At 66.2% G+C, this 22,996-nt stretch carries 16 protein-coding genes and 3 riboswitches; of the genes, 7 read left to right on the top strand and 9 right to left on the bottom strand.

The features are described 5' to 3' along the window. The first annotated feature begins 31 nt into the window (after window positions 1-31). The 5 genes from Q362_RS0105595 (at window position 32) to Q362_RS0105575 (ending at window position 4,986) form a co-directional block, all read left to right on the top strand. Window positions 32-1,378 carry a sigma-54-dependent transcriptional regulator gene (locus Q362_RS0105595; RefSeq protein WP_028317885.1) on the top strand — a complete coding sequence of 449 codons (1,347 nt, stop codon included), beginning with the start codon at window positions 32-34 and terminating at the stop codon, window positions 1,376-1,378. 139 nt (window positions 1,379-1,517) lie between these two features. Next, entirely contained in the window at window positions 1,518-2,438 is a 921-nt protein-coding gene (locus Q362_RS0105590) for a metal ABC transporter solute-binding protein, Zn/Mn family (RefSeq protein ID WP_028317884.1), read from the top strand. Window positions 2,439-2,445: 7 nt separating this feature from the next. Next, window positions 2,446-2,946 (top strand): hypothetical protein, encoded by a 501-nt coding sequence (locus tag Q362_RS19295; RefSeq protein WP_051553729.1) that lies wholly within the window; start codon window positions 2,446-2,448, stop codon window positions 2,944-2,946. Continuing rightward, the gene (locus tag Q362_RS0105580; protein ID WP_028317883.1) at window positions 2,936-3,700 is read left to right on the top strand and encodes a metal ABC transporter ATP-binding protein; all 765 of its coding nucleotides are present in this window, start codon (window positions 2,936-2,938) and stop codon (window positions 3,698-3,700) included. The genes Q362_RS19295 and Q362_RS0105580 overlap by 11 nt, the downstream gene beginning before the upstream one ends. Then, window positions 3,697-4,986 (top strand): metal ABC transporter permease, encoded by a 1,290-nt coding sequence (locus Q362_RS0105575; RefSeq protein ID WP_028317882.1) that lies wholly within the window; start codon window positions 3,697-3,699, stop codon window positions 4,984-4,986. The genes Q362_RS0105580 and Q362_RS0105575 overlap by 4 nt, the downstream gene beginning before the upstream one ends. 11 nt (window positions 4,987-4,997) lie before the next feature. On the opposite strand, the gene Q362_RS0105570 is transcribed toward Q362_RS0105575, so the two are convergent. The 4 genes from Q362_RS0105570 to Q362_RS0105555 form a co-directional block, all read right to left on the bottom strand. Then, window positions 4,998-5,192: a hypothetical protein gene (locus tag Q362_RS0105570; protein ID WP_028317881.1), complete on the bottom strand. Its 195-nt coding sequence runs from the start codon at window positions 5,190-5,192 to the stop codon at window positions 4,998-5,000. Window positions 5,193-5,451: 259 nt separating this feature from the next. After that, on the bottom strand, window positions 5,452-6,591 hold the full coding sequence (gene meaB, locus Q362_RS0105565) for a methylmalonyl Co-A mutase-associated GTPase MeaB (RefSeq protein ID WP_028317880.1): 1,140 nt from the start codon (window positions 6,589-6,591) through the stop codon (window positions 5,452-5,454). Window positions 6,592-6,674: 83 nt separating this feature from the next. Continuing rightward, window positions 6,675-8,855 (bottom strand): methylmalonyl-CoA mutase, encoded by a 2,181-nt coding sequence (scpA, locus tag Q362_RS0105560; RefSeq protein WP_028317879.1) that lies wholly within the window; start codon window positions 8,853-8,855, stop codon window positions 6,675-6,677. Further along, the gene (locus Q362_RS0105555; protein ID WP_028317878.1) at window positions 8,852-10,987 is read right to left on the bottom strand and encodes a methylmalonyl-CoA mutase family protein; all 2,136 of its coding nucleotides are present in this window, start codon (window positions 10,985-10,987) and stop codon (window positions 8,852-8,854) included. The genes scpA and Q362_RS0105555 overlap by 4 nt, the downstream gene beginning before the upstream one ends. A gap of 146 nt (window positions 10,988-11,133) precedes the next feature. After that, window positions 11,134-11,319: riboswitch (cobalamin riboswitch) on the bottom strand. Window positions 11,320-11,453: 134 nt separating this feature from the next. Then, window positions 11,454-11,634, bottom strand: a riboswitch (cobalamin riboswitch). 148 nt (window positions 11,635-11,782) lie between these two features. Further along, window positions 11,783-11,983, top strand: a riboswitch (cobalamin riboswitch). A 51-nt stretch (window positions 11,984-12,034) separates the two neighbouring features. Between Q362_RS0105555 and Q362_RS0105550 the strand changes: the two genes are divergently transcribed. Both Q362_RS0105550 and Q362_RS0105545 read left to right on the top strand, forming a co-directional pair. Next, on the top strand, window positions 12,035-14,158 hold the full coding sequence (locus tag Q362_RS0105550) for a ribonucleoside triphosphate reductase (RefSeq protein ID WP_028317877.1): 2,124 nt from the start codon (window positions 12,035-12,037) through the stop codon (window positions 14,156-14,158). Beyond that, window positions 14,142-14,747, top strand: coding sequence for an anaerobic ribonucleoside-triphosphate reductase activating protein (locus Q362_RS0105545; RefSeq protein ID WP_028317876.1), 606 nt, complete (start codon window positions 14,142-14,144; stop codon window positions 14,745-14,747). Before Q362_RS0105550 ends, Q362_RS0105545 begins: the two co-directional genes overlap by 17 nt. Window positions 14,748-14,935: 188 nt before the next feature. Here Q362_RS0105545 and Q362_RS0105540 read toward each other — a convergent pair whose 3' ends face one another. The 5 genes from Q362_RS0105540 to cobO form a co-directional block, all read right to left on the bottom strand. Beyond that, complete coding sequence (locus Q362_RS0105540) at window positions 14,936-18,724, bottom strand: cobaltochelatase subunit CobN (RefSeq protein WP_028317875.1); 3,789 nt, start codon at window positions 18,722-18,724, stop codon at window positions 14,936-14,938. A gap of 71 nt (window positions 18,725-18,795) precedes the next feature. After that, window positions 18,796-19,701, bottom strand: a complete 906-nt coding sequence (locus tag Q362_RS0105535) for a sirohydrochlorin cobaltochelatase (RefSeq protein WP_245590164.1) — start codon at window positions 19,699-19,701, stop codon at window positions 18,796-18,798. 63 nt (window positions 19,702-19,764) lie between these two features. Then, window positions 19,765-21,321, bottom strand: coding sequence for a carbon-nitrogen hydrolase family protein (locus tag Q362_RS19290; protein WP_051553726.1), 1,557 nt, complete (start codon window positions 21,319-21,321; stop codon window positions 19,765-19,767). Beyond that, complete coding sequence (locus tag Q362_RS22070; RefSeq protein ID WP_051553724.1) at window positions 21,309-22,424, bottom strand: radical SAM protein; 1,116 nt, start codon at window positions 22,422-22,424, stop codon at window positions 21,309-21,311. The genes Q362_RS19290 and Q362_RS22070 overlap by 13 nt, the downstream gene beginning before the upstream one ends. Beyond that, window positions 22,424-22,945 carry a cob(I)yrinic acid a,c-diamide adenosyltransferase gene (cobO, locus tag Q362_RS0105520; RefSeq protein ID WP_035215753.1) on the bottom strand — a complete coding sequence of 174 codons (522 nt, stop codon included), beginning with the start codon at window positions 22,943-22,945 and terminating at the stop codon, window positions 22,424-22,426. Before cobO ends, Q362_RS22070 begins: the two co-directional genes overlap by 1 nt. Window positions 22,946-22,996 lie beyond the last annotated feature (51 nt).

The following is a 22,996-nucleotide window of genomic DNA, read 5'->3' as shown; positions in this document are numbered from 1 at the left end:
GTTTCGGCGGAACCGTCCGGAGGAGACCCACATGAATATCGAACAGCAGGCACGGTCCGGACCCTTCAGGATTCTGGTCGTCGACGACGCCGCCGATGCGCGCGAGGTGATGCAGACCCATCTCGAGGACGCGGGCTACGCGGTCCGGACCTGCGCCGGCGTGGACGAGGCGCTGCGGGCGCTGGCGGGTGCCGTTTTCGACGTGATCATCACCGACCTCCGCATGCCGAGAGCCAACGGCCTGGAGCTGATCCGGCATGTCCGCGACAACCTGCCGGATGTCGAGATCATGATGATCACCGGCTATCCCTCCATCGAGGGGGCCGTGGAGGCGGTCAAGTCCGGCGCCGAACACTACCTGGCCAAGCCCTTCACCGAGCAGGAACTGCTGCAGGCCGTCCGGGCGATCATCGACAAACTGGGGCGCAAACGGCTGGCGCACGGCAGGACGGCCGCCCGCGACACCCATGGCATCATCGGCGCGTCGGCCGCCATGCGGCAGGTGTTCAGGCTGATCGACAAGGCCGGCGGCAACACGGCCACGGTGCTCATTGCCGGCGAAAGCGGCACGGGGAAGGAACTGGTCGCCCGCGCCATCCATTACGCCGGCACGCGGCGGACGGCGCCCTTTGTTTCGGTCAACTGCACGGCGATCCCGGAAAATCTGATCGAAAGCGAACTGTTCGGCCACGTCAAGGGCGCCTTCACCGGCGCGGCGAGCGGCAGGGCCGGATTTTTCGAGATCGCCGCGGGCGGGACCCTGTTTTTGGACGAGATCGGCGACGCCAGTCCGGCCATGCAGGGCAAGCTGCTCCGGGCCATCCAGGAGAAAACCATCTGCAAGGTCGGGTCGAGCCGGGCCGTGCACGTCGACACCCGCCTGATCTTCGCCACCAACAAGGACCTGCCGCACCTGATCGCCAAAGGGCTGTTCCGGGAAGACCTGTACTACCGCATCAACGTGATCGACATTCCCCTGCCGCCCCTGCGGGAACGCGGCGACGATCTTTTGCTGCTGATCAACCATTTCCATGCCCGGTTCGCCAAGGATCTCGGCCGTCCGGTCCCTTTTTTCAGCGACGAGGCCCTGCGGCAGCTGGCAGCCTATCACTGGCCCGGCAACGTGCGCGAACTCGAAAATCTGGTGCAGAAGCTGACCCTGATGTGCGAGGGGGAGCGCATCGAATCGGCCGATCTGCCGCCGCAGATGAAAACCGTGCGCACGGCGGCGAAACGGCTGGACCGCAGCCTGGCCGAACACGAGGCCGAATATATCGGCGAGGTCCTGGCCAGCGTGCAGGGGAACAAAACCAGGGCGGCCGCCATTCTCAAAATCGATCGAAAAACCCTGCGGGAAAAAATGAACAATCGACATTGAGCACTTGGGCGAGGTAAACTCAAACCTCGAGCAAAGCTGCATTCGCACCCGGCCGATGCGCCGTCGGCACGATAACGGCACTTTTCCCATGCCGGGACGAACCGGCAGACGACATATCCCTACTTTCCGTGAGGTCACCATGCGCTTTTCGAGCATCTTTACGGCCCTGGCATTGTTTGCGGGCGTGTTGATCCCTTCTCTGGCCGCGGCTGAAACCAGGCCGGTCATCGTCGCCTCGACCACCCAGATCGCGGATTTCGCCCGCCAGGTGGCCGGCGACCGGATCGTGGTCAAATCCATCCTCGCCCCCGGAGCCGATCCCCACACCTATCAGCCGACCCCGGCCGATGTCGCCATGGTGCTCGCGGCCGATCTCTGCCTGGAAAACGGTCTCCATCTGGAGGGGAAGGACTGGATGGCCACCCTGGCCCGCGATGCCGGCAAGCCGCTGGTCACCGCCACGACGGGCATGCAGCCCCTGACCCTCGGCGAGGGGGACGACAGCATCGCCGATCCGCATGCCTGGTTCTCGCCGCGCAACGCCGCGGTCTATGTCAACAATATCGCGCGGGCGATCATCGGGCGGGATGCGGCGAACCGGGCGGAGTACGAGGCCAGGGCCAGGCTGTATCTGCAACAGTTGCGGGTCCTGGACGCCTGGATCCGCGAGCAGGTCGACCGCATCCCGGTCCAGCGGCGCATCCTGGTGACCACCCATGACGCCTTCAACTACTTCTGCCGCGAATACCGGTTCAACGAGGGCAACGGCTTCCTCAGCATCGCGCCGGTGGGCTGGTCGACCGGGGCCGAGGTCGGCGGCGGCATGACGCCGGAGCGGCGGCGCAAGGTGGTGGAATCCATCAAGGCGTCGGGCGCGCCGGCCATCTTTGTCGAGACCAGCATCAATCCGAAGCAGATCCGGCAGATCGCCGAGGATACCGGCGTCAGGATCGGCGGCGAACTCTATTCCGATTCCATGGGCACTGCCGGTTCGGCCGGCGAAACCTATATCGGCATGATGCGGGAGAACGTCCTCCTGATCGTCAGCGCCCTCAAGTGAGGTACACATGCGCTTTGTTCTCGTCGTCTGCCTCTGGGTGATCGTCATCGGCGGCCTGCGCTGGTACTACGCCGACCGGGGTCCGAAAAATATTCCGGTCCGCGAGGCGACCGCGTCCCAGGTCGCGGTCGAGGACGTGTTCCGCCTGGTCCTGACCCCCACCTTTGCCGCGGAACCGGACCCCTTTGCCCTCAGGGTCGGGGACGAGGCGGCAGGCGGCCTGGTGGTGCGGGTCAACGGCCGCCAGGTCGCGGTGCCGGCGGACAGCCTGCGCCAGGGCGAACCCCTGGTGGTGGAGCAACTGGCCGGCATCCAGCCGGGCAGCAACGAAATCTTCGTGGAGGCCAGCCCGCCGCTGGCGGCGAGCGGCCGCAGCCAGGCCATCCGCGTGCAGGTCATCCGGGCCGGCCAACCCCTGGCCGAGGCCACCTTCTGGGGCGAAAGCGGCGCCCGCGTCGTCGGCTCGCTGCCCTTCACCCTGGACGCGGAGGTACGGCATGGGCACTGATTCCGCCATTGCCATCGATGTCCGCCATCTCACCGTGAGCTACCAGTCGCGGCCGGCCCTGCTCGACGTCACCGTGGCCGTGGAGCGGGATCAGCTGGTCGGGGTCATCGGCCCCAACGGCGCCGGCAAGTCGACCTTCATCAAGGCGGTGCTCGGCTTCGTCAAGCCCGACCTGGGCACGGTGGCGATCAACGGCCAGCCCGCCCAGAAGGCCAAGGGCCAGGTGGCCTACGTGCCCCAGCGCGGGGCCGTGGACTGGGATTTTCCCATCACCGTCCGCGAGGTGGCGCTGATGGGCCGCTATCAGCAGATCCCGTGGTACCGCAATCCCGGCCACCGGGACCGGCAGGCGGCGCTCGAGGCACTGGAAATGGTGCGGATGCAGGATTTCGCCGACCGGCAGATCGGCGAGTTGAGCGGCGGCCAGCAGCAGCGGGTGTTCCTGGCCAGGGCGCTCAGCCAGGGCAGCGACATCCTCCTCTTGGACGAGCCCTTTGCCGGAGTCGATGCGGCCACCGAGCGGGCCATTCTCGATGTGCTCGAACGGGCGAAGAAATCGGGCAAGACCCTGGTGGTGGTCCATCACGATCTGTCCACCGCCGCCGAATACTTCGACAAGCTGATCCTGATCAAGCAGCGGCTGTATGCCTACGGCAGACCTGGGGAGGTGCTGCGCGAGGATCTCTTGAGCCGCGTCTACGAGGGGCGGCTCCGCATCTTCAGCGATATCGTCCACCGGGAGGAACGGCCATGATGGAACTCGTGCTCGCCCCGCTGCGGGAGACCTATTTCCAGAAGGCCCTGATCGGCGGCTCGGTGGTGGCCCTGGTCTCGGGCGTGGTCGGCTGCCTGGTGGTGCTGCGCCGCATGGCCTTTCTGGGCGACGCCCTCAGCCATGCCATGATCGCCGGCGTGGCCGGCGGCTACCTGGTGATGAAGCTGCTGTTCGGCCTGGAGGCCCACGCACCGGGCATGCTGCTCGGCAGCCTCATCGCCGCCGTGGCCACGGTGGCCCTGATCAGCTTCGTTGCCCGCATCTCCAGGGTCAAGGAGGATGCCGCCATCGGCATCATGTACACCGGCATCTTCGCCCTGGGGGTGGTGGCGGTCTCGGTCTTCCGCCAGTACATCCATATCGACCTGATGCATTTCATCATGGGCGACATCCTCGGCATCACCGATGCCGACCTCTGGGTCAGCGGCACGGTGGCCTGCGTGGTGCTGACCGTGCTGATCCTCTTTTTCCGCTACTTCCAGATCGCCACCTTCGACCCGATCATGGCGGCGAGCATCGGCCTGCCCGTGCTTTTGCTCGACTATTTGCTGACCACCTGCGTGTCCCTGGTGGTGGTCAGCGCGGTGTCGATGGTGGGCGTGATCCTGGTGGTGGGCCTGCTGATCACGCCGGCGGCCACGGCCTATCTGCTGAGCGACCGGCTGGACAAGATGATGGTCCTGGCCGGCCTGTTCGGGGTGACCAGCGTCATCGGCGGGCTCTATGTCTGCGTCTGGCTCGATTCGGCGGGCGGCGGCGCCATCATCGTGTTCTGCACCCTGCAATTCCTGGCCGTCTGGACGCTGGCGCCCAAATACGGCCTGCTGTCGCGCTGGCTGCGGCTGCGCCGGCTGGTGCCGCAGCAGCACATCGAGGACATCCTCACCACCATCCTCCGCTCCCGGGCCGCTGTCCCGCGGGAGGCGATCGCCACCTATGTCGAGATCAAGCCCAAGGAGATGACCAGGGCGCTGAGATACATGCTGCAGGAAGGGCTGCTCGCGCAGGAGGGCGCCGGCTTCGCCCTGAGCCCGGCGGGCGAGGCCGAGGCCAACAAGGTGCTGCGCGCCCACCGCCTGTGGGAGACCTATCTGGCCCGGATCGGCACCCCCAGGGAAGAGTTGCACGCCACCGCCCATCAGTTGGAGCATCTGAGCCAGGACGCCGCCGAGTATCTGCACGAACAACTGGGCGAGCTGCGGGACGATCCCCACGGCAGGAAAATCCCGGAGATGGCGGCACAACAAGAGCCGCCGGCCGGATGACCGGCGGGGCGCTACTGCAGGACGCCGTTTGACGGCTGCTCTATGAGGGATGTCTGGGCGTCGGCGCTGTCCATGGAGGCCTCGATGGCGGCATGGAGCAGGTCGACGGTGAGGTCGTTGGGATGCCGCTGGAGGCGGGCGGCGAGATAGAGCAGGTTGTCGAGCGTCTGGCCCGACAGTTCGAGGGTGATGCGCGCTGTTTTCATGTTTGTTGCTCCCCGGCGGATGTGCCCGTGTGGTGGTGTGCCTCGCGGCTGACCGGGCCTGTTCCCGGTTGCCTTTCCCTGGGCGGACGGCGCTGTTTTTCTGGTGCGCGGACAAGCCCCGGATAACTTTTTCCGGCCCTGCAATTGGAGCGACGCCCCGCCGGCAAACGGGACGCCCGGAGTGACATGGCAACCGGATACAATTCTGGGCGCGGAAAAAGTTATCGGGACCTGAGTCGACGGACAGGCGGCCGGCCCGTCAGGATTTGCATTCAAACACGGCGATCAACTGCTGCACCGCGGCCACCGCGGGCAGGGAACCATTGGCCACGCTGCGCTCGACATCCCTGATGATCCGGTTCACCCCCGGATGCCTGGCGAACAGGGAGCGCAGGTGGTCGTCGAGCATGTCATGCACCCACTTGATGTTCTGCTCCTTGCGGTGCCGGGCGAACACCCCGGATCGGGTGGTGATCTCGCGGTATTTGCCGATGACCTTCCAGATCTCGTCGATGCCCTCGTTGGCCAGGGCCGAACAGGTGTAGGCGTGCGAGATCCAGCCCTCGGTGGAGGGTTGCAGGTAGTGGAGGGCACGCTCGTATTCGGCGCGCGCGGTTTCGGCCACGAGCTTGTTCTTGCCGTCCGCCTTGTTGATCACCAGGGCGTCGGCCAACTCCATGATGCCCTTCTTGATGCCCTGCAACTCGTCGCCGGCGCCGGCCAGCATCAGCAGGAGAAAGAAGTCGACCATGGAACGGACCGTGGTCTCGCTCTGGCCCACGCCCACGGTCTCCACCAGAACCACGTCGAAGCCGGCGGCCTCGCAGACCAGCATGGTTTCCCTGGTTTTGCGGGCCACGCCACCCAGGGTGGTGCCGGCGGGCGAGGGCCGGATGAAGCAGCGTTCGTCCCGGCTGAGCCGCTCCATGCGGGTCTTGTCGCCGAGGATGGAGCCGCCGGAGATGGAGCTGGACGGATCCACGGCCAGCACGGCCACCTTGTGCCCCTGTTCGATCAGGTGGCAGCCGAAGGTCTCGATGAAGGTGGACTTGCCCACCCCCGGCACGCCGGTGATGCCGATGCGGATGGAATCGCCGGTGTAGGGCAGCAGGATCTTGAGCACCTCCTGGGCCTTGTCGATATGGTGGGCCGCGTTGCTCTCCACCAGGGTGATGGCCCGGCCGAGCACGGCCCGGTCGCCGCGGCGCACGCCGTCGGCGTATTCCTGGGCGGTGAGCTGCGGCCGCCGATGGCGGACCGCGGGTTTCTGCCCCTGCTCGGTGCCGCTGTACGTGCTGATGCCGTCATGGCCGGCCGCCACCCCATCCATCACCCGGCAGGCAAACCCTTCGCACTGGCCTTCGGGAACCCATTCCGGCGTTTTCGTCTTGGGCCTCATGTCGTCTCCTTGCGTGTTGGGGTTGGGGCAGCGCCCCTCCGGCCGGAGAGGGATCCGGAAGAGCGCTGCCCGGGGGGATGCGCTTATTCGGCGTGCAGCCGGGTCTTCAACTCCTCCAGGATCTTCATCGCCGCCACCGGGATGACCGTGCCGGGTCCGAAAATGGCCGCGGCCCCGTTTTCCCGCAGGAACTCGTAATCCGGCGCCGGGATGACGCCGCCGATGACGCACATGATGTCCGGCCGGCCCAACTTCTCCAGCTCCTGCACCAGGGCGGGCAACAGCGTCTTGTGTCCGGCGGCCAGCGAACTGAAGCCGATGATGTGGGCATCGTTCTCCACGGCCTGGCGGGCCGCCTCCTCCGGGGTCTGGAACAGGGGCCCGATATCGACGTCGAAGCCCAGGTCGGCAAAGGCGGTGGAGATGACCTTGGCGCCCCGGTCATGGCCGTCCTGGCCGAGCTTGGCCACCATGATGCGCGGCCGCCGGCCCTCCATCTCCTCGAATTCCTTGGTCATCGCGATGACCTTCTGCACCTCTTCCTTCTCGCTGAACTCCGCCTTGTAGACGCCAGATATCGATCGAATCACGGCCGTGTGCCTCCCCCATTTCTTTTCCAGGGCAAAACTGATTTCGCCCAGCGATGCCCGTGCCCGCGCCGCCTCGATGGACAGGGCCAGCAAATTGCCCTCGCCGGTCTCGGCGCAGTGGGTCAGGGCATTGAGCGCCGCCTGGCATTTGGGCTCGTCGCGCTCGGCCTTGAGCTTGGCCAGCCGCTTGAGCTGGGCCTCGCGCACCGCCGTGTTGTCGACCTCCAGGGTGTCGAGGGCGTCCTCCTTGTCCAGGCAGTAGCTGTTGACGCCGATGATCTTCTCCTTGCCGGAGTCGATGCCGGCCTGGCGGCGGGCGGCGGCCTCCTCGATGCGCATCTTGGGCAGGCCGGTCTCGATGGCCTTGGCCATGCCGCCCAGGCTCTCCACCTCCTGGATCAGGTCCCAGCCGCGCCGCATGATCGCCCCGGTCAGGGCCTCCAGGTAGAACGAACCGGCCCAGGGATCGGCCGGCCGCAGGATGTTGGTCTCGTCCTGGAGATACAACTGGGTGTTGCGGGCGATGCGGGCCGAAAACTCGGTGGGCAGGGCGATGGCCTCATCCAGCGAGTTGGTGTGCATCGACTGGGTGTGGCCCAGGGCCGCGGCCATGGCCTCGATGCAGGTGCGGCAGACGTTGTTGAAGGGGTCGCCCTCGGTGAGGCTCCAGCCCGAGGTCTGGCTGTGGGTGCGCAGGGCCAGGGACTTGACGTTCTTGGGGTTGAAACTCTTGATGATCTTGGCCCAGAGCACCCGGGCCGCGCGCATCTTGGCGATCTCCATGAAGTAGTTCATGCCCTGGGCCCAGAAGAACGACAGCCGCGGGGCAAAGGTGTCGATGTCCATGCCGGCGTTGACCCCGGCGCGGGCATAATCCCAGCCGTCGGCCAGGGTGTAGGCCATCTCGATGTCCGAGGTGGCGCCGGCCTCCTCCATGTGGTAGCCCGAGATGCTGATGCTGTTGTACTTGGGCATGTTTTTCGAGGTGTAGGCGAAGATGTCGGAGATGATCCGCATACTTTGCGCCGGCGGGTAGATGTAGGTGTTGCGCACCATGTATTCCTTGAGGATGTCGTTCTGGATGGTGCCGCCCAGTTGCGACTGCTTGACCCCCTGCTCCTCGGCCGCGACGATGTAGAAGGCCATGATCGGCAGGACCGCGCCGTTCATGGTCATGGACACGGTCATCTGGTCGAGCGGGATGCCGGCGAAGAGCACATTCATGTCCAGGATCGAGTCGACCGCCACGCCGGCCTTGCCGACGTCGCCGACCACGCGGGGATGGTCGGAGTCGTAGCCGCGGTGGGTGGCCAGGTCGAAGGCGATGGACAGGCCCATCTGGCCGGCGGCCAGGTTGCGGCGGTAGAAGGCGTTGCTCTCCTCGGCCGTGGAGAAGCCGGCGTACTGGCGCACGGTCCAGGGTCGCTGCACGAACATGGTGCCGTAGGGGCCGCGCAGGTAGGGCGGGATGCCGGCCATGTAGGCGAGATGGTCGAGGCCGTCGTAATCCTTGCGGGTGTACATCGGTTTGACGTCGATCTGCTCGACCGTCCGCCAGACCAACTCTTCGGCGGAAAGGCCGGTTTCCTTCCTGATGTTGGCCGCCCAGGCCTCATAGCTGGTCGGCGAGACCTTGGGTTGCAGGGCGATGGTGGTAAAATCGGGCGCGCTCATGCGGTCACCTCCAGATGGCGTTGCAGTTTGGTCAGCAGTTCCAGGGCGTTGACGCGGACGTGGAGGAATTCGTCCACCCCGGCTGCCGTGAAGGCCTCGACATGTTCCTTGGGATAGCCGGCGAGGATGACCATGATGCCGGCATCGGCACTCTTGAGCCGCTCGACCAGCGGTGGCACCAGTTCAGGATAGGTGGCGTCGGTGGAGCAGATCACCACCGCCTTGGCGCCGGAGTCGAGCGCGGCCCGGGCGGCCTCGTCCACGGTGGCGAAGCCGTTGTTGCCGATGGTCTCGAAGGCGCCGACATTGAAGAAGGCGGTGGCGAAATCGGCCCGGGCCTTGTGCTGCGGAATCGAGCCCATGTTGACCAGGAAGAGCTTGGGCGTCTGGCCGGTGCGGGCGATATGGGCCTCGGTGAGCCGGCGGATGCGCTCGAAGGGTTCGGCGCCGCGATGGCGATTGAGCGGCTGGACCTTGGCCGGTTCCCCGTCGACGTGCAGGGCCGCGGTGAGCTGGCCCAGGCTGGCGCCGGCGCGGACGGCCTGCACGGCCTTGGTCATCAGGGTCGCGTCCTGGGCGGCCATGCTGTCCCGCACCGCGGCCAGGGCGGTATCGCAGGCGGCCCGGTCGACGGTGGCATTGTGCGCGGCCAGGGCCTCGGTCCGCTGCCGTTGCAGGGCGGCGTGATCGACGGGTTCGGCCAGCTGCCGTTTTTCCTGGAGGTTCGGGTACATGTTGGTGCCGACGAACCGGTCGGTGCGGGTGGCGATGTTCTTGGCGCGCCGCTCGGCCACCGCCGCCACCTCGGCCTGGGGCATGCCCTGCATGAGCGCCTTGGCCATGCCGCCGGCCGCCTCGACATCCTGGAAGAGCTTCCAGGATTTCTCCGCCAGTTGGGCGGTGATCTTCTCCACGTACCAGCAGCCGCCGGCCGGATCGACCACCTTGTCGAAGTGGCCCTCCTCCTTGAGCACGATGTGGACGTTGCGGGCGATGCGGCGGGAGAACTCGTTGGGGGTGCGGAAGATCTCGTCGAAAGGACCGACATGGAGGCTGTCGACGCCGCCGGCGATGCCGGAGAAGGCCTCGGTGGAGACGCGCAGCATGTTGACCCAGGGATCGACCTCGGTCTTGTTCCAGCGCGAGGTCCGGGCATGGATGCGCATCTTCTGCGCCTCCTCGTTGCCGCCGAAGGAGGCGACCACCTGTGCCCAGGCCAGGCGCGCCGCCCGGAACTTGGCGATCTCCATGAAGAAATCGCCGCCGATGGCGAATTCGAACGTCATCCGGGGGGCGATCTCATCGATATGCAGCCCGCGGTCCAGCAGGGCACGGATATAGGCCACGCCGGTGGCCAGGGCAAAGGCGATGTCCTGGACCGCGCTGCCGCCGCTGTTCTGGTAGCCGTCGACGCCGACCGCGATGGTGTGCAGTTCCGGCGCTTGGGCCACGGCCCAGCGGGTGAGTTGGGCCATGCGGTCGTAGGCCGTCTCCAGGGGACAGGGCAGGGTGCCTGCCACCGCGAGGGTGCCCAGGGGATCGACCACCAGCGAGCCCCGCAAGGCCGCCGTCGATGCGCCTTGTTCCTCCACCAATGCCGCGAGCAGGGCCGCCGGCCCGATGCCGGTGGCGCCGCAGGTCAGGCGGAACGGCAGCGAGGTCAGGTCGATGCCGGCAAAGGCGGCCTGGGCGTCGGCCAAAGTGGCGAGCGACAGACCGCCGGCGCCGACCGCTTCCTGCGGTGCCTGGTCGGGGTTGTCGCCGTGCAGACTCGCCCGGTCGAGGACGATGTTCAGGCTGTTCTGGCCCCGGCCCAGGTCGAACTGCGCCGCCCGGTTGAAGGCCTCCGGCTCGGCCAGGGTGATCTCCTGGGCGATGTGCCAGGCGTTGACCACGTGGCCCGATGCCGTCGTGCCCCGCAGATACGGCGCCTGGCCCGGCAGGGTGTCCACCTGCGGCAGGCCGTCGAGGTCGTGCATGAAGTACATGGGCTGGATGTCGATGCCCTCGTAGGTCTTCTTGACCAGGGTCTTGTCAAAGGGCTTGCCCTTGAGTTCCTTTTCCACCGCCGCCAGCCACTGGGCATGGGTATTGGTGGGAAAATCGCTGAGAATATCCAATGCTGTTCCCATTCCACACTCCTTGTTACTTGTTGAACAAAAAACCCCCGGCCCTGTTCGGACCGGGGGTTCCCCTGTTTCTGCACCATCGGTCCATGCCTGGCGGCATGGAGGTCGAGCACGGGTGCTGGGATCAACAACGGGAACCACGGCCGTCAACGCTGATCGGAAAATCGGCAGGTCTTCTGGCTTCCGGATCGATCTACTCTCCGCGCCTTCCCGATCAATCGATCAGTGGCGTCGTGCGGATTTCGTCCCCGGTTACAGCGGCCGGACCGCAACGGATTTGCACCGTTTTCCCTGTTGGGCCATACTGCTATGGCACCGATTTTCTGTATGAAAAAATAAAACCGTACTGCTGGTGGACCGGTTTCGCTCTTCTCCACAGGGCAAAAAAAATCCCCGGATCAATGCGACATTGATCCGGGGATGCCCTGGTTTATCCACGTATCGACGCCTTCCCTGGTCCAGGGGGAAAGCACTGGCATGTTTTCAGGCAGGTCTTCTGACTTCCGGATCGTCCTCTAGGCTGCGCCTTCCCAACCATGCGGTCAGTGACATCATTGCAGCCTTTGTCCCCGGATACAGCGGCGGGCCCGTCCCCGATTCACACGGGGTTCCCTTTTCATCCTTGCGGAACCTGAAATGCGTACATCTAAAAACAGAGACACTTAAGCGGCCTGCCAGAATATTGTCAAGCACAAAATTCTTCTTTGTCTTTCGCGCCGATTGCACCGAGGCGCGGCGACCTGTTCCGGGGCTTTTTCGAAGATTCGCTATTTTTAGTGTTGAACAGAATCTGATAACACAATATATAGCGTTAACGGTTGCGCTCCGCCTTGCCGGGCGGAGGCAGTAAAAGGGAATCCGGTGCGAATCCGGAACTGTCGCGCAGCGGTCATCAGGAACGAACGTTGTCGTATACACTGGTCGAGCACCGGGAAGTGACAACCAGTAGGCTTCCACACGCCTGAAAGTCCGAAAACCTGCCGTTCAACGGCAACTCTGCATCGGGGTTGTCATCCGATTCACTCGTCTTCTCGCGTCAAGGAGAGAGCCATGCCTCAAGTCTGTCCCCAGTCGTCCGTCAGAGTTTTCACCACCATAAAAAAACGCGATCAGCGCCTGGCACCGTTCGAGGCCGGCAAGATCACCAATGCCCTGCACAAGGCGGGGCAGGCCACGGGCGAGTTCGACCTGCCCGTGGCCCGGCGGCTGACCATGCACACCCTGGCCGTCGCCCAATCCGTCATCGACTCCGACATTCCCGGCGTCGAGGAGATCCAGGACGTGGTGGAGGAGGTCCTGCTCTCCTCCCCGTTCAAGAAGACGGCCAAGGCCTACATCCTCTACCGGGACCAGCATGCCCGGCTCCGGGAGATGGTGACCCAGACCGACCTCGCCCTGATCGACGGCTATCTGCAGCAACTCGACTGGCAGGTGCAGGAAAACTCCAACATGTCCTATTCCCTCCAGGGATTGAACAATTACATCTCCAGCGAGGTCAGCCGGACCTACTGGCTCAACAAGATCTATTCCACCGAGGTGCGCAACGCCCATCAAAACGGCGATCTGCACATTCACGATCTCAACCTGCTCTCGGTCTACTGTGTCGGTTGGGACCTGCGCGACCTGTTGCTGAGCGGGTTCACCGGTGCGCCCGGCAAGGCGGAAAGCGCACCGGCCAGGCATTTTCGCAGCGCGCTCGGCCAGATCGTCAACTTCTTCTACACCCTGCAGGGGGAGGCCGCCGGCGCCCAGGCCTTTTCCAGTTTCGATACCCTGCTCGCCCCCTTCATCCGCCACGATCGGCTCGCCTTCCGGGAGGTCAAGCAGGCCCTGCAGGAATTCGTTTTCAACCTCAACGTGCCCACCAGGGTCGGTTTCCAGACGCCGTTCACGAATTTGACCATGGATCTCGCGCCGGCATCGAATCTCAGGAAGGTCCCGGTCGTGATCGGTGGCCGGGAAAGGGATACCGTCTACGGCGAGTATCAGCACGAGATGGACATGCTCAACCAGGCCTTCCTGGAGGTCATGGCCGAGGGCGACGCCCGCGGCAGGGTCTTCACCTTCCCCATCCCGACCTACAACATCACCGCCGACTTCGATTGGGACCACCCCGGCCTGGAACCGCTCTGGCAGACCACGGCCCGTTACGGCCTGCCCTATTTCGCCAACTTCATCAATTCCGACCTGAGCCCGGACGACGCCCGATCCATGTGCTGCCGGCTCCGGCTCGACACCCGCGAACTGGCCAAACGGGGCGGTGGTCTGTTCGGGGCCAATCCGCTGACCGGATCGATCGGCGTGGTCACCATCAACATGGCCGCCCTCGGTTGTCAGGCTGTCGACGAAGGCGATTTTTTCAAGCGCCTGGACCGGATGATGCAACTCGCCAAAACGTCGCTCGAAACCAAGCGGAAGGTGCTGGAGAGCTTCACCGACAGAGGGCTCTACCCCTACATCCGCTTCTATCTCCGCGGCATCCGGCACCGGTTCGGCCGCTACTGGGACAATCATTTCTCGACCATCGGCCTCATCGGCGCCAACGACGCCTGCCTCAATCTGCTGGGCAAGGACATCGGCACCGAAGAGGGGCGCGCCTTCGCCCTGCGCATCCTCGATCATATGCGCTTGCGTTTGCAGCAGTTTCAGGGCGAAACCGGCAATCAGTACAATCTGGAGGCCACTCCGGCGGAGGGAACCGGGCACAGGTTGGCCAGGCTGGACATCCGCCGCTTTCCCGACATGCGCGCCTCGCTGTTCTGTCCGGGCGAGGAGAGGACGCCGATCTACTCCAATTCGACCCAGTTGCCGGTCAATTACACCGACGACATCTTCGCCCTCCTCGATCACCAGGACGAACTCCAGGCAAAATACACCGGCGGCACGGTGGTGCATTGCTTCGTCGGCGAATCCGATATCGACCCGCAGGCTGTCAAGTCCTTCATCAAGACGGTGTGCCGCACCTACCGGCTCCCCTATTTCACGGTGACGCCCACGTTTTCCATCTGCCCCAGCCACGGGTATCTGGCCGGCGAGCACGCCCTCTGTCCGCAGTGCCAGGCGCGGACCGAGGTCTATTCGCGGGTGGTGGGCTATCTCCGCCCCGTTCAGCACTGGCATGAGGGCAAGCAGGCGGAGTTCGCCGCCCGGACGACCTATGACCGCGCATTCTGATGCGTTGGCCGGCCTCGTCATCGGCGGCTGCTGTCCGGCCAGTTTCATCGATTTTCCCGGCAGGGTCGCTGCGGTGGTTTTTTTCCAGGGATGCGGTTTCCGCTGTCCCTACTGCCACAATCCGCAACTGATCCCCCGCAAGCCTGCGGGAGCGTATGCGCCGGCGGAGGTCCTTGACCGCCTGGCGGCTCGGCGCGGCAAGCTCGGCGGGGTGGTGGTCAGCGGCGGCGAACCCACGCTCCAGCCCGCGCTGCCGCAGTTCTGCGCTGCTGTGCGGGCCATGGGCTATCCGGTCAAACTGGACACCAACGGCAGCCGGCCCGATCTGCTGGCCGGCCTGCTGGCCCAAGGCCTGGTCAACTATGTGGCCATGGATCTGAAGGCGCCGCCGGCGCGATATGCCCTGCTGGCCGGAACCCGGGTCGACGTCGGCACCATTTTCCGCTCCGCGGCCCTGATTGCCGCCAGTGGCGTCGAGCATCACTTTCGGACCACCTATGACCGGTCCCTGCTGACCCCGGAGGATGTGCAACTCATCCGGGAGATGGTGCCGACAGGTTCCAGATACGTGGTGCAGCCCTGCCGTTAGCCGGGCCTTCTGTTCGCCGTGCTGCGGGATTGAGTCAGCGGGGCGGGCAGGGCCGTCATGGCCTGGGGCCGCTGAACCCGGCGGTTTTCATGGCCGACCTGCCAACAGGAAACGGAGCAGACCCGCGAGGCCCGTCGGGAAGGAAGCGGTCCGCCCCGGCCGGGCCGCGACAACAGCCCGTACCCCCGTTATCCGCCGGTTCGTTCCAGGCGCCATCGCGGCCGCCATTTTTCCACATCCCCGGCGGTGCGCACCTCCACGCCACCACCCTGGTATGTGCCGTCGACCTCGCCGATGCGCTCTTCCATGTCGCCCTCGACCATCAGGGCAGCGTCCTGAACGGCGGCCAGAAGATCGGCGTCGGCCTGCCAGAGTCCCCGGCTCTGCGCCTCGAGCAGACGGCGGCTGATCTCTTCCAGGGCATACGGGTTTTCCCGGCGCAGCCATGCCAGGGTATCCCGATCCCGGACATAGGTGGCAGCCACCCGATCGAACACCCATCCGGCCACGGCGCCGGTGGTGGCGCTCCAGTGGAACAGGGTGTTCACCCGGCTCGACACCTCGCCGGCGCCCCGGTAGCCCTGGCGTTTCCTGTCGTCGAGCCAATGCGGGTTGAGTAGTTTCGCCGTGACTGCGGCTTCAAGCTCTTCCTTGAAATCGCGGACCGAGTGGTCTCCTGCGGCGTTGTTGTCCGCCCAGTAGATTCTGGCCCGGCGGCCGCTCACCGCCTTGGCCGCCACCGACATGCCGCCCAGGGCCCCGGCGGCGCAGCCGCAGTCCATTGGGTCGTATTCCGGCGCATACTGCCGCATGAAGGTCACGTCCACGGTTGCGAGGGTGCCGGCGAACAGCCGGAACGCTTCCGCACCCGCCACCCGGGCGAACGATCCCGCCCGGTCCGAACCGTAGGCGTAGCCGCTCCAGTTGAGGTAGGTCTCGGCGAGGTCGTCGTCGTTTTTCCAGGCCGAGGCGTCCAGGGCCAGGCCGACGCCGGTCCCGTGGGCGCCGGGCGCCGAGGAGAAGACCCGGAAACTGGCCAGCCGGCGCAGTTCGCCATCCGGACGGGCCTCGCCCAGCTCCCGGCGCAACTCGGCCATCCGCGCCAGGGTGTGTTTGCGGATGCAGTTGCGTTCCATGGGTTCGTCCAGGTCCCCGGCCATGACCGCGGCCTCGTCGAGCAGATCGGCGAAATGCGGCACCATGTCGCGGAGGAGGGAACTGGTCTGGATGACGGCATCCACCCTGGGGCGGGCGATCGTCTGCCCGTCGTCCAGGGTGAGGGCCAGGTCGTCGAGGGGGATCGGTTCCACCCCGGCGACCCGGCCGTTGTCCCGCCAGATCGGCCGCATGCCCATCAGCCAGAGAATCTGACAGAGGACCTCGCCGTCGGATTTGAAGGCATCGATGCTCCAGAGGCTGATGCCGACGCTTTCCGGAAAGCGGCCCTCTTCGTCCAGATGCCTGCGCAGCAGGTTGTCGGCCAGTTGCCGGCCGACCTCCCAGGCCGCTAGGGTGGGCATGGCCCGGACGTCGCTGGTGAAGAAATTCCTGCCCGTGGGCAGGGCCTCGATTGCGCCCAGGGCCAGCGAGCCGCTCAAGCCCGGTTCGATGTAGCCGCCGGCCAGGGCCTTGAGCAACTGGGGAATTTCCCGGGTACATTCACCGATGCGGCCGCCCGTGTCTCGGCACCACTGCTCCAGCCGCCGGAAGCGCTGCCGGTCGATGCCGGCGGGCGGCGGCAGCGCTGTTTGCAGCAAAGCGGCCAGGAGGGCGGTGGCATTGTCGAAGACGGTGCCACCGGGCCTGCCGTTCCAGGCGGCGATTTCCGCGAGGGTAGGGAGATCGGCCACGGGTTTGGCGAGGATGGTGGCCAGCATGGCGGCAATCCCCTCCGTATCGGGGGCGGTGCCGAGCAGGTGCAGGCCCGTGGGCGACAGCATCCGTTGCATGCGGGCGATGCGGCGGGACAGTTGCGCGACCGCCTCGGCAAAGGCCGCTTCGCCGGCCGCTGCCGCCGGACCATCAAGAAATCCCAAGCGGCGCATCAGCGGCGTCATCCGTTCGCGCAGCACCTGCTGCCGTCCCGCTTCCCCATGCAGTCCGGCCTTCTGGTACTGCGCCAGCAAGGCCGCCAGTTCGACGGTCGATTCATCCGGCCTGACCGGCCGCTGCACCGGCACGAGATGGTCGACGATCACTGCCCGGCCCCGTCGCTTGGCCACCAGTCCCTCGCCGGGCACGTCCATGACGTAGAGGGAGATGTTGGGCAGGTCGCCCAGGCTGATTTCCGGAAAGCAGGCGTCGGACAGGCCGACCTGCTTGCCGGGCAGAAACTCCAGGGACCCGTGGGCGCCGAAGTGGAGCACCGCGTCCGAGGTGTCGCGGATGTAGCCGTAGGTGGCCAGCCAGTGCGGCGGCGGCGACAGATGTGGATCGTGGAGGATGCGGCAGACCTCGCCGGTGCATTTGGCGCCGTAGCAGCCCCGTTTGGGCTGGACCATGATCTGCAGCTTGCCGAAGCGCAGGCCGGTGACCAGCAGCGTGGCCTCGCCGTTGCGGCGGTACACCATTCCTTCGCCGGGAAAGGGGCCCCAGTCGGCTTCGACCCGCGCCCTGGCCGACGCCGGCATGCCGGCCAGCAGCCTGTGGTACTCCCCGGCATCCGTGTGGTGGAGCACGCCGCCCTTGGCCACGATCTCGTCGGCGGTGGTCCAGCGGAATTCGGAGATGGCCTTGCGTTCCAGCAGCAGGGCGAGCAGGGCCGCGCCGTCCTCGGGCGCCTCGCCGGTATCGTAGCCGGCCTCGCGCAGGGCGGCGATCAGGGCGGCCAGGCTGGCGAAGGTATCGAGGCCCACGGCCATGCCCAGGGTGGCTTCCACACCCTTGCAGGGATTGTTGTGGAGAACGACGGTCAACCGTTTGTCCCGGTTGTCGAGCCGTCGTAATCCGATCCAGCGGCGCACGCGGCGGCAGAGATGGTCGATGCGGTCCTCCAGGGGCAGGGACCGCCGGAACGACAGCCCGGTGCGGGGATCGGTCTCGGCTGCCGTGGCGGCCACGACCGTGGGTTCGATCACCCCGGCCATCTCCGGCTGGGTCAGACTGTAGACCATGGACTGGGCGCCCGCGCCGCAACCGGTTGTGTCCTGCCGCCACTGTTCCGGGGTCTGGTGGTACAAACGGATCAACTGGAAGACCGGAACGTCCAGGGCCGTGAGGAATATGACATCCTCGGGTCGGGCGAGCAGCCGGCCGGCCAGCAGGTTGAGTACGGCCTCCGGCGCCGCTTCCCGGAAAAAAGGCAGCCAGGGCGCGCGCTGCTCCGGCGGCAGGCCGCTGTCGGCCATGCCCTCGGTAACCACGCACAGCGGCGTCAGGTCGTGGCGTTCCAGGGCGCGGACCACCGCGTCGATCTCGGCATGGTTGCCCTCGGCGATGTGGCCGTAAAAGCACAGCAGCCCCACGAGCGGCCGATCCGGCGATGCGGTTCCGCGGCCGTCCCGCCAGCGGAGATAGTCGGCGGCGGTGGCGAAGAGGTGCGGATGGTCGGGATGGTAGACGCCGACGGTCCGCACCGGTTCGGGCGGGTCGCAGGCGAGGGCGCGGTCAATGGCGGCGGCGAGGAAGCGGATGCCGTTGCAGTAGTTGTCCGCCGAGATCCGCGCCAGATAGTGCTCGAATCGCGTGGCCTGCGCCGGCGAAAAGGTGGTGAAGCCGGGCGGGATCTCCTGGCCCAGACCGATGCGGTGGGCCGTCTTCCGGGCCGCGGCCAGGAGTTGGTCGTGCAGGGGCAGATCGTGGTACAGGTGCGCGATGCAGATGTCCACGGTGCCGCTTGCCAGGAAGTCGATGGCCTCTTGCCCCGCAGCGAACGGGGAGAAAAAGGTCAGCTCGATCCCGTCGCCGGCAAGCAGGCCGCATGCCCGGGACCAGGTCTGGGCCTGGAACATCTGGCCGTGGAGAAAAACGATCCGCATACCTTTTCCTGAAGCGGCCCGGTGGAGCGCACCGGGCCGCCCGTGGTCAGATGACGGCAAACCGCATCGCTTTATTGCAGATGGGCCATGGCCGTCTTCAGCTGCGCCACCCACATGTCGGCGATGGCGTCGAACTCGGCCAGGCCCTTCATCACCGGCACGCTCTCGATGCCCGCCTTGGTCAGCTGGCTTTTCCAGGAATCCGGCTCGTCGCCGGCCATGTCGTTCATGGCGTGGTCGCCGGCCACGGTCATGAAGGGGATGAGGTAGGCCTTCTTGATGTTCTTCTGCACCAGCATCTCCTTGATCTCGTCAAAGGAGGGCGAGCCCTCGACCGTGCCCACGTACACGTTGGGGTCCATCTTCTGGGCCTTGTACATCAGGGCGCTGTAGATGGCGTCGCTGGGATGGTGGGTGCCGTGGCCCATGAGCACCACCGCCTCGTTCGCCTGCCGCGCCTTGGGCACGACCCGGGCCATGACCTCCTTCAGGGCCTTGTCCATGGTCTCGTCGCTGACCAACAGCGGCGACGACACCACCACCTTGTCGATGCCGCCGCTCATCTGGCCGAACAGGCGGGCATTGTCGTAGAGTTCGTGGAATTCGGCGCCCGGAATCATGTGCAGCGACTGCACCGCCACTTTGGTGTAGCCGTCGTCCATCAGCCGGGCCAGGGCCACCTCCGGCGAATCGATATGGGTGCCTTCCTTCTCCAGTTTCTTGCGGATGATCTTGGAGGTGTAGGCCCAGCGCACTTCGGTCTTGGGAAAGGCCGCCTTGACCCGCTGCTCGACGGTGCGGAAGGCCGACTGGGCGCTGTCCACGCTGGTGCCGAAGGTGACCAGCAGGATGGCCGGTCCCTTGTCTTCCTTGGCCGGATGCCCCGCGGCCACGCACCACCGGGCCTGGAGGCCGGCAAGCAGAACGGCCGCGCAGGCCAGTATCATCCATTGTTTTTTCATCAGGTTACGCCACATACGAATTTCTCCTTTCAAGGGTTGGGGTTGGGAAAAGCCATGGCTGCACCGGCCATGGCGGGTTTACGAAATTGATTGGGGCGGCGACGGCACCCCGCCCTGGCCGCCCGTCGGGCGGGTTTGCAGCAGGGTCGCATAATCGATGCGATCCTGAAACCGCTTGGTGCGGGTAAGGGTGGTGTCCACCACAAGGCGGCAGTGTTCGCCGGGTGCGGCCAGCACCTCTTCCCAGCGCCGATGTCCCTGGGGCGGCAGCCAGATGCCCGCGCCCTCCGGGGAACACACGGCCACCGCCGCCTGCTCGATGGTGCGGGCGCCGCCCAGCAACCGCACAGTCTCGTCGAACAGCCGACTGAAGATGACGACCAGGTCGGCACCCTCCTTGGCGCAGGCCAGCACCATTTCGGGATGACGGAGCGCGTTGTGGGGCAGCAGGCGCACCCGCGCCGGGCCGCAGTCGCGGGCCGGAAAAGGCTCTTCTTTTTCGCCGGCCGGAGTATCCCAGGTCCAGGCAGCGGCTTCCTCGCCGCCGTCGAACCAATGGGCGACCGCGCCGGAGGCGGCAGTGCGGACGAGCGCCGCTTTCTGGCCGGTGGCGGCGCATTGGCGACGCAGATCGTCCAGCTCCGCCTCGCTGTAATCGCGGGCGGGCAGGATGTGGAGCCGGTCGGCATCGCCCCCGGTTTCCCTGAGTGTGGCCAAGATCGTCGCCAGGTCCGCCTGCGGGCCGGGACAATGGCAGCAGACCTGCAACCGGCCCGGCTGCGGCAGTTGCAGGAACGGGGTCAGGTCGCCGATCCCGGTCAGGTTGAGGTAACAGGACCGCGCTAGCGCCCCTGGCCGCGTTGCCAGCCGCTTGAGCCGCTGCCCCGATTTGAGCAGGCCGTCGTCGTTTAAGGGCAGGTTGATCCGCATCAGCTTCGAGGTCCGCGCCCGTTTCTCCAGGAGCAGGGTGCCGTGCGGGCTGACCAGCGCCGAGGGCGCCTGGCGGCAGTCCATGACCGCGTCCAGGCCGGTCCGGTTGCAGGCCGCCACGAACAGGCCGTTTTCCAAAGCCCTGGCTCGCCAGATCTCCAGGGGATCGAGTCCGGTGGGCGGCCAGTTGGCGACCACCAGCAGAAGGTTCGCGCCGCGCAGGGCCGTGACCCGCGGCATCAGGCTGTGGTAGGAGTCGGAGCAGATGAGCACTCCGATTCGGCCCCAGGGCGTGGCAAAGGTGTTGTCCTGGCCGGGATCGCCGGGGCAGGCCCAACGGAATTCGGCGTTGATCTTCCGGTAGCGGCAGACCACCTCGCCCTCCGGCCCCAGGACAAAAGCGCTGTTGAACAGCATGCCGGTGCGCGGCTCCCGCTCGGCCAGACCGACGCAGACGTAGTAGCCGAAGGTCCGGCACAATTCGGCCAGGCCGCTCAGGGTCGGGCCGTCGGCGGTTTCGGCGTACGGCTCCATGTCTCGGATGTCGGCGAAGGAATAGCCGGAGAGGGCGAGTTCCGGCGCGACCACCAGCTGCGCCTTCTTTTCCCCGGCCTCCCGGCACAGGGCCAGCAGGTGCTGCCGGTTGCGCTCCGGCTGTTTGTGCGCCACGGCCAGATGGACGAGGGCCAGTTTCAGGGACGGCATGCTTCCCTCCGGGCAAAGGCGTCGACGGGCAGGAGCACCGGTTGTTCGTTCATGCTGTCTTCCTCCAGACAGACGCGGGCCAGGGTTTGGTAGAGATCGCAGGCCAGGAAGCGCGCCGGCACGGGGTTGTAGAAGAGCCGGCTCGGGCATTCGTTGGGGCAGCGGTGCTCCAGGGGACAGGCGGCGCAGTCCCGCCGCTCGGTGGCGAGCGCCGGCGCGGGCAGGGCGGTGCGGGCGGGCGCGTCGATATCCAGGGCGAATCGTTCGTCGCCCAGCGTCTGGCCGCAGGGAAAGCAGCGGCCGTCCGGATGCACGGCCAGGCTCGTTTTCGCCGCGGCCTGGCAGAACGAACGGGCCGGCCGTTCGGGTCGGGCCAGCATGCGCCGCACCAGATCCCATTCCCGCAGAAGCAGCGGCACCTCCCGCTGCCGATTGATGGCGGTCAGAGCCTTGACCAGCGCCTCGATCCCGCGGATGAGCGAGCCGGATTCGGCGGGACAGGGACCGTCGGCCTGCGCCAGGGTGTTTCCCTTCATGACCAGCAGGTCGAGGCCCATGCCCCTGGCCTGGCGGAAGGCCGCCAGCAGCCAGGCCAGCCGGTCCAGTTGCCCGACGTTGCGGTCGCAGACCACCGTGGTCACCCGGAAGGGGATCTGTTCCGCTTCGAGCAGCATCAGGCCGCGCAGGGTTTCCGCAGCCCGGCCGCGCAGGCCTTCCTGCATCCGGGGCGAGCCGTCGAGGCTGACGCCCACCTGGAGACGGAACCGCCTGATCAGATCGACGATCTCTGGGCGCAGGCGGGTGGCGTTGGTCTGCACGGCCATGGTCCAGGGGCGCGCCAGTTGCTCGGCCCGTTCGCCGGCCGCCTCGATCAGGTGCGGCACCAGGCAGGGTTCGCCGCCGGTCAGTTGAATGTGCAAGGGACCGGTGCCGGACCCGGCGAGAGCAAAGGCCCTGTCCAGGGTGGCTCTGTCCATGTCCCGCCGCGCCGCCGGCATGCCGTGGTAGCAATAGCGGCATTGCAGGTTGCAGCGGGTGGTCAGCGCCAGGATCAGGTAATTGATCTGGCCGGGAATGGGTGGCTGTCGTGCGAGCGCCGCCATCAGAATTCGATTCCTTTTTGGGCCTTGACCCCGCTTTTCAGGGGATGCTTGACCATGCGTACCTCGGTGACCAGGTCGGCGGCGGCGAGCAGCGGTTCCGGGGCGTACCGGCCGGTGATCACCACGTGCTGGCCCGGATTGCGGCCGGCGAGAAAGGCCAGGCAGGGATCGAGGTCGAGCATGCCATAGTGGAGCAGGTAGGTGAACTCGTCGAGCACCACCGTATGGTAGTCCCCCGAATCGATGGCCTGGCGGGCGAAGGCCCAGGCTTCTTGCGCCAGGCGCGTGTCCTCCGCCAGGTCGGCCGATTTCCGGGTGAATCCCTTGCCCATGACGTGGAAGTCGATCAGGCCGGCGAACCGTTTGACCGCCTCCATCTCGCCGTAGCGCCAGCTTCCCTTGATGAACTGGATGAAACAGGTTTTCAGGCCGTGGCCCGCGGCCCGCATGGCCATGCCCAGGGCGGCGGTGGTCTTGCCCTTGCCCTCGCCGGTGTAGACGATCAAGAGTCCCTTGCTCATTACGATGTACCGTTCCGGTTCGTGCCGCCGTCTTCCGATAGCCAGTTGCCG

Origin of the sequence: Desulfobulbus elongatus DSM 2908 (assembly GCF_000621145.1) — a bacterium.
Classification (GTDB): Bacteria; Desulfobacterota; Desulfobulbia; order Desulfobulbales; family Desulfobulbaceae; genus Desulfobulbus; species Desulfobulbus elongatus.
The sequence above is the reverse complement of the archived record's forward strand: the minus strand, read 5'-3'. Positions and strand labels throughout refer to the sequence as shown.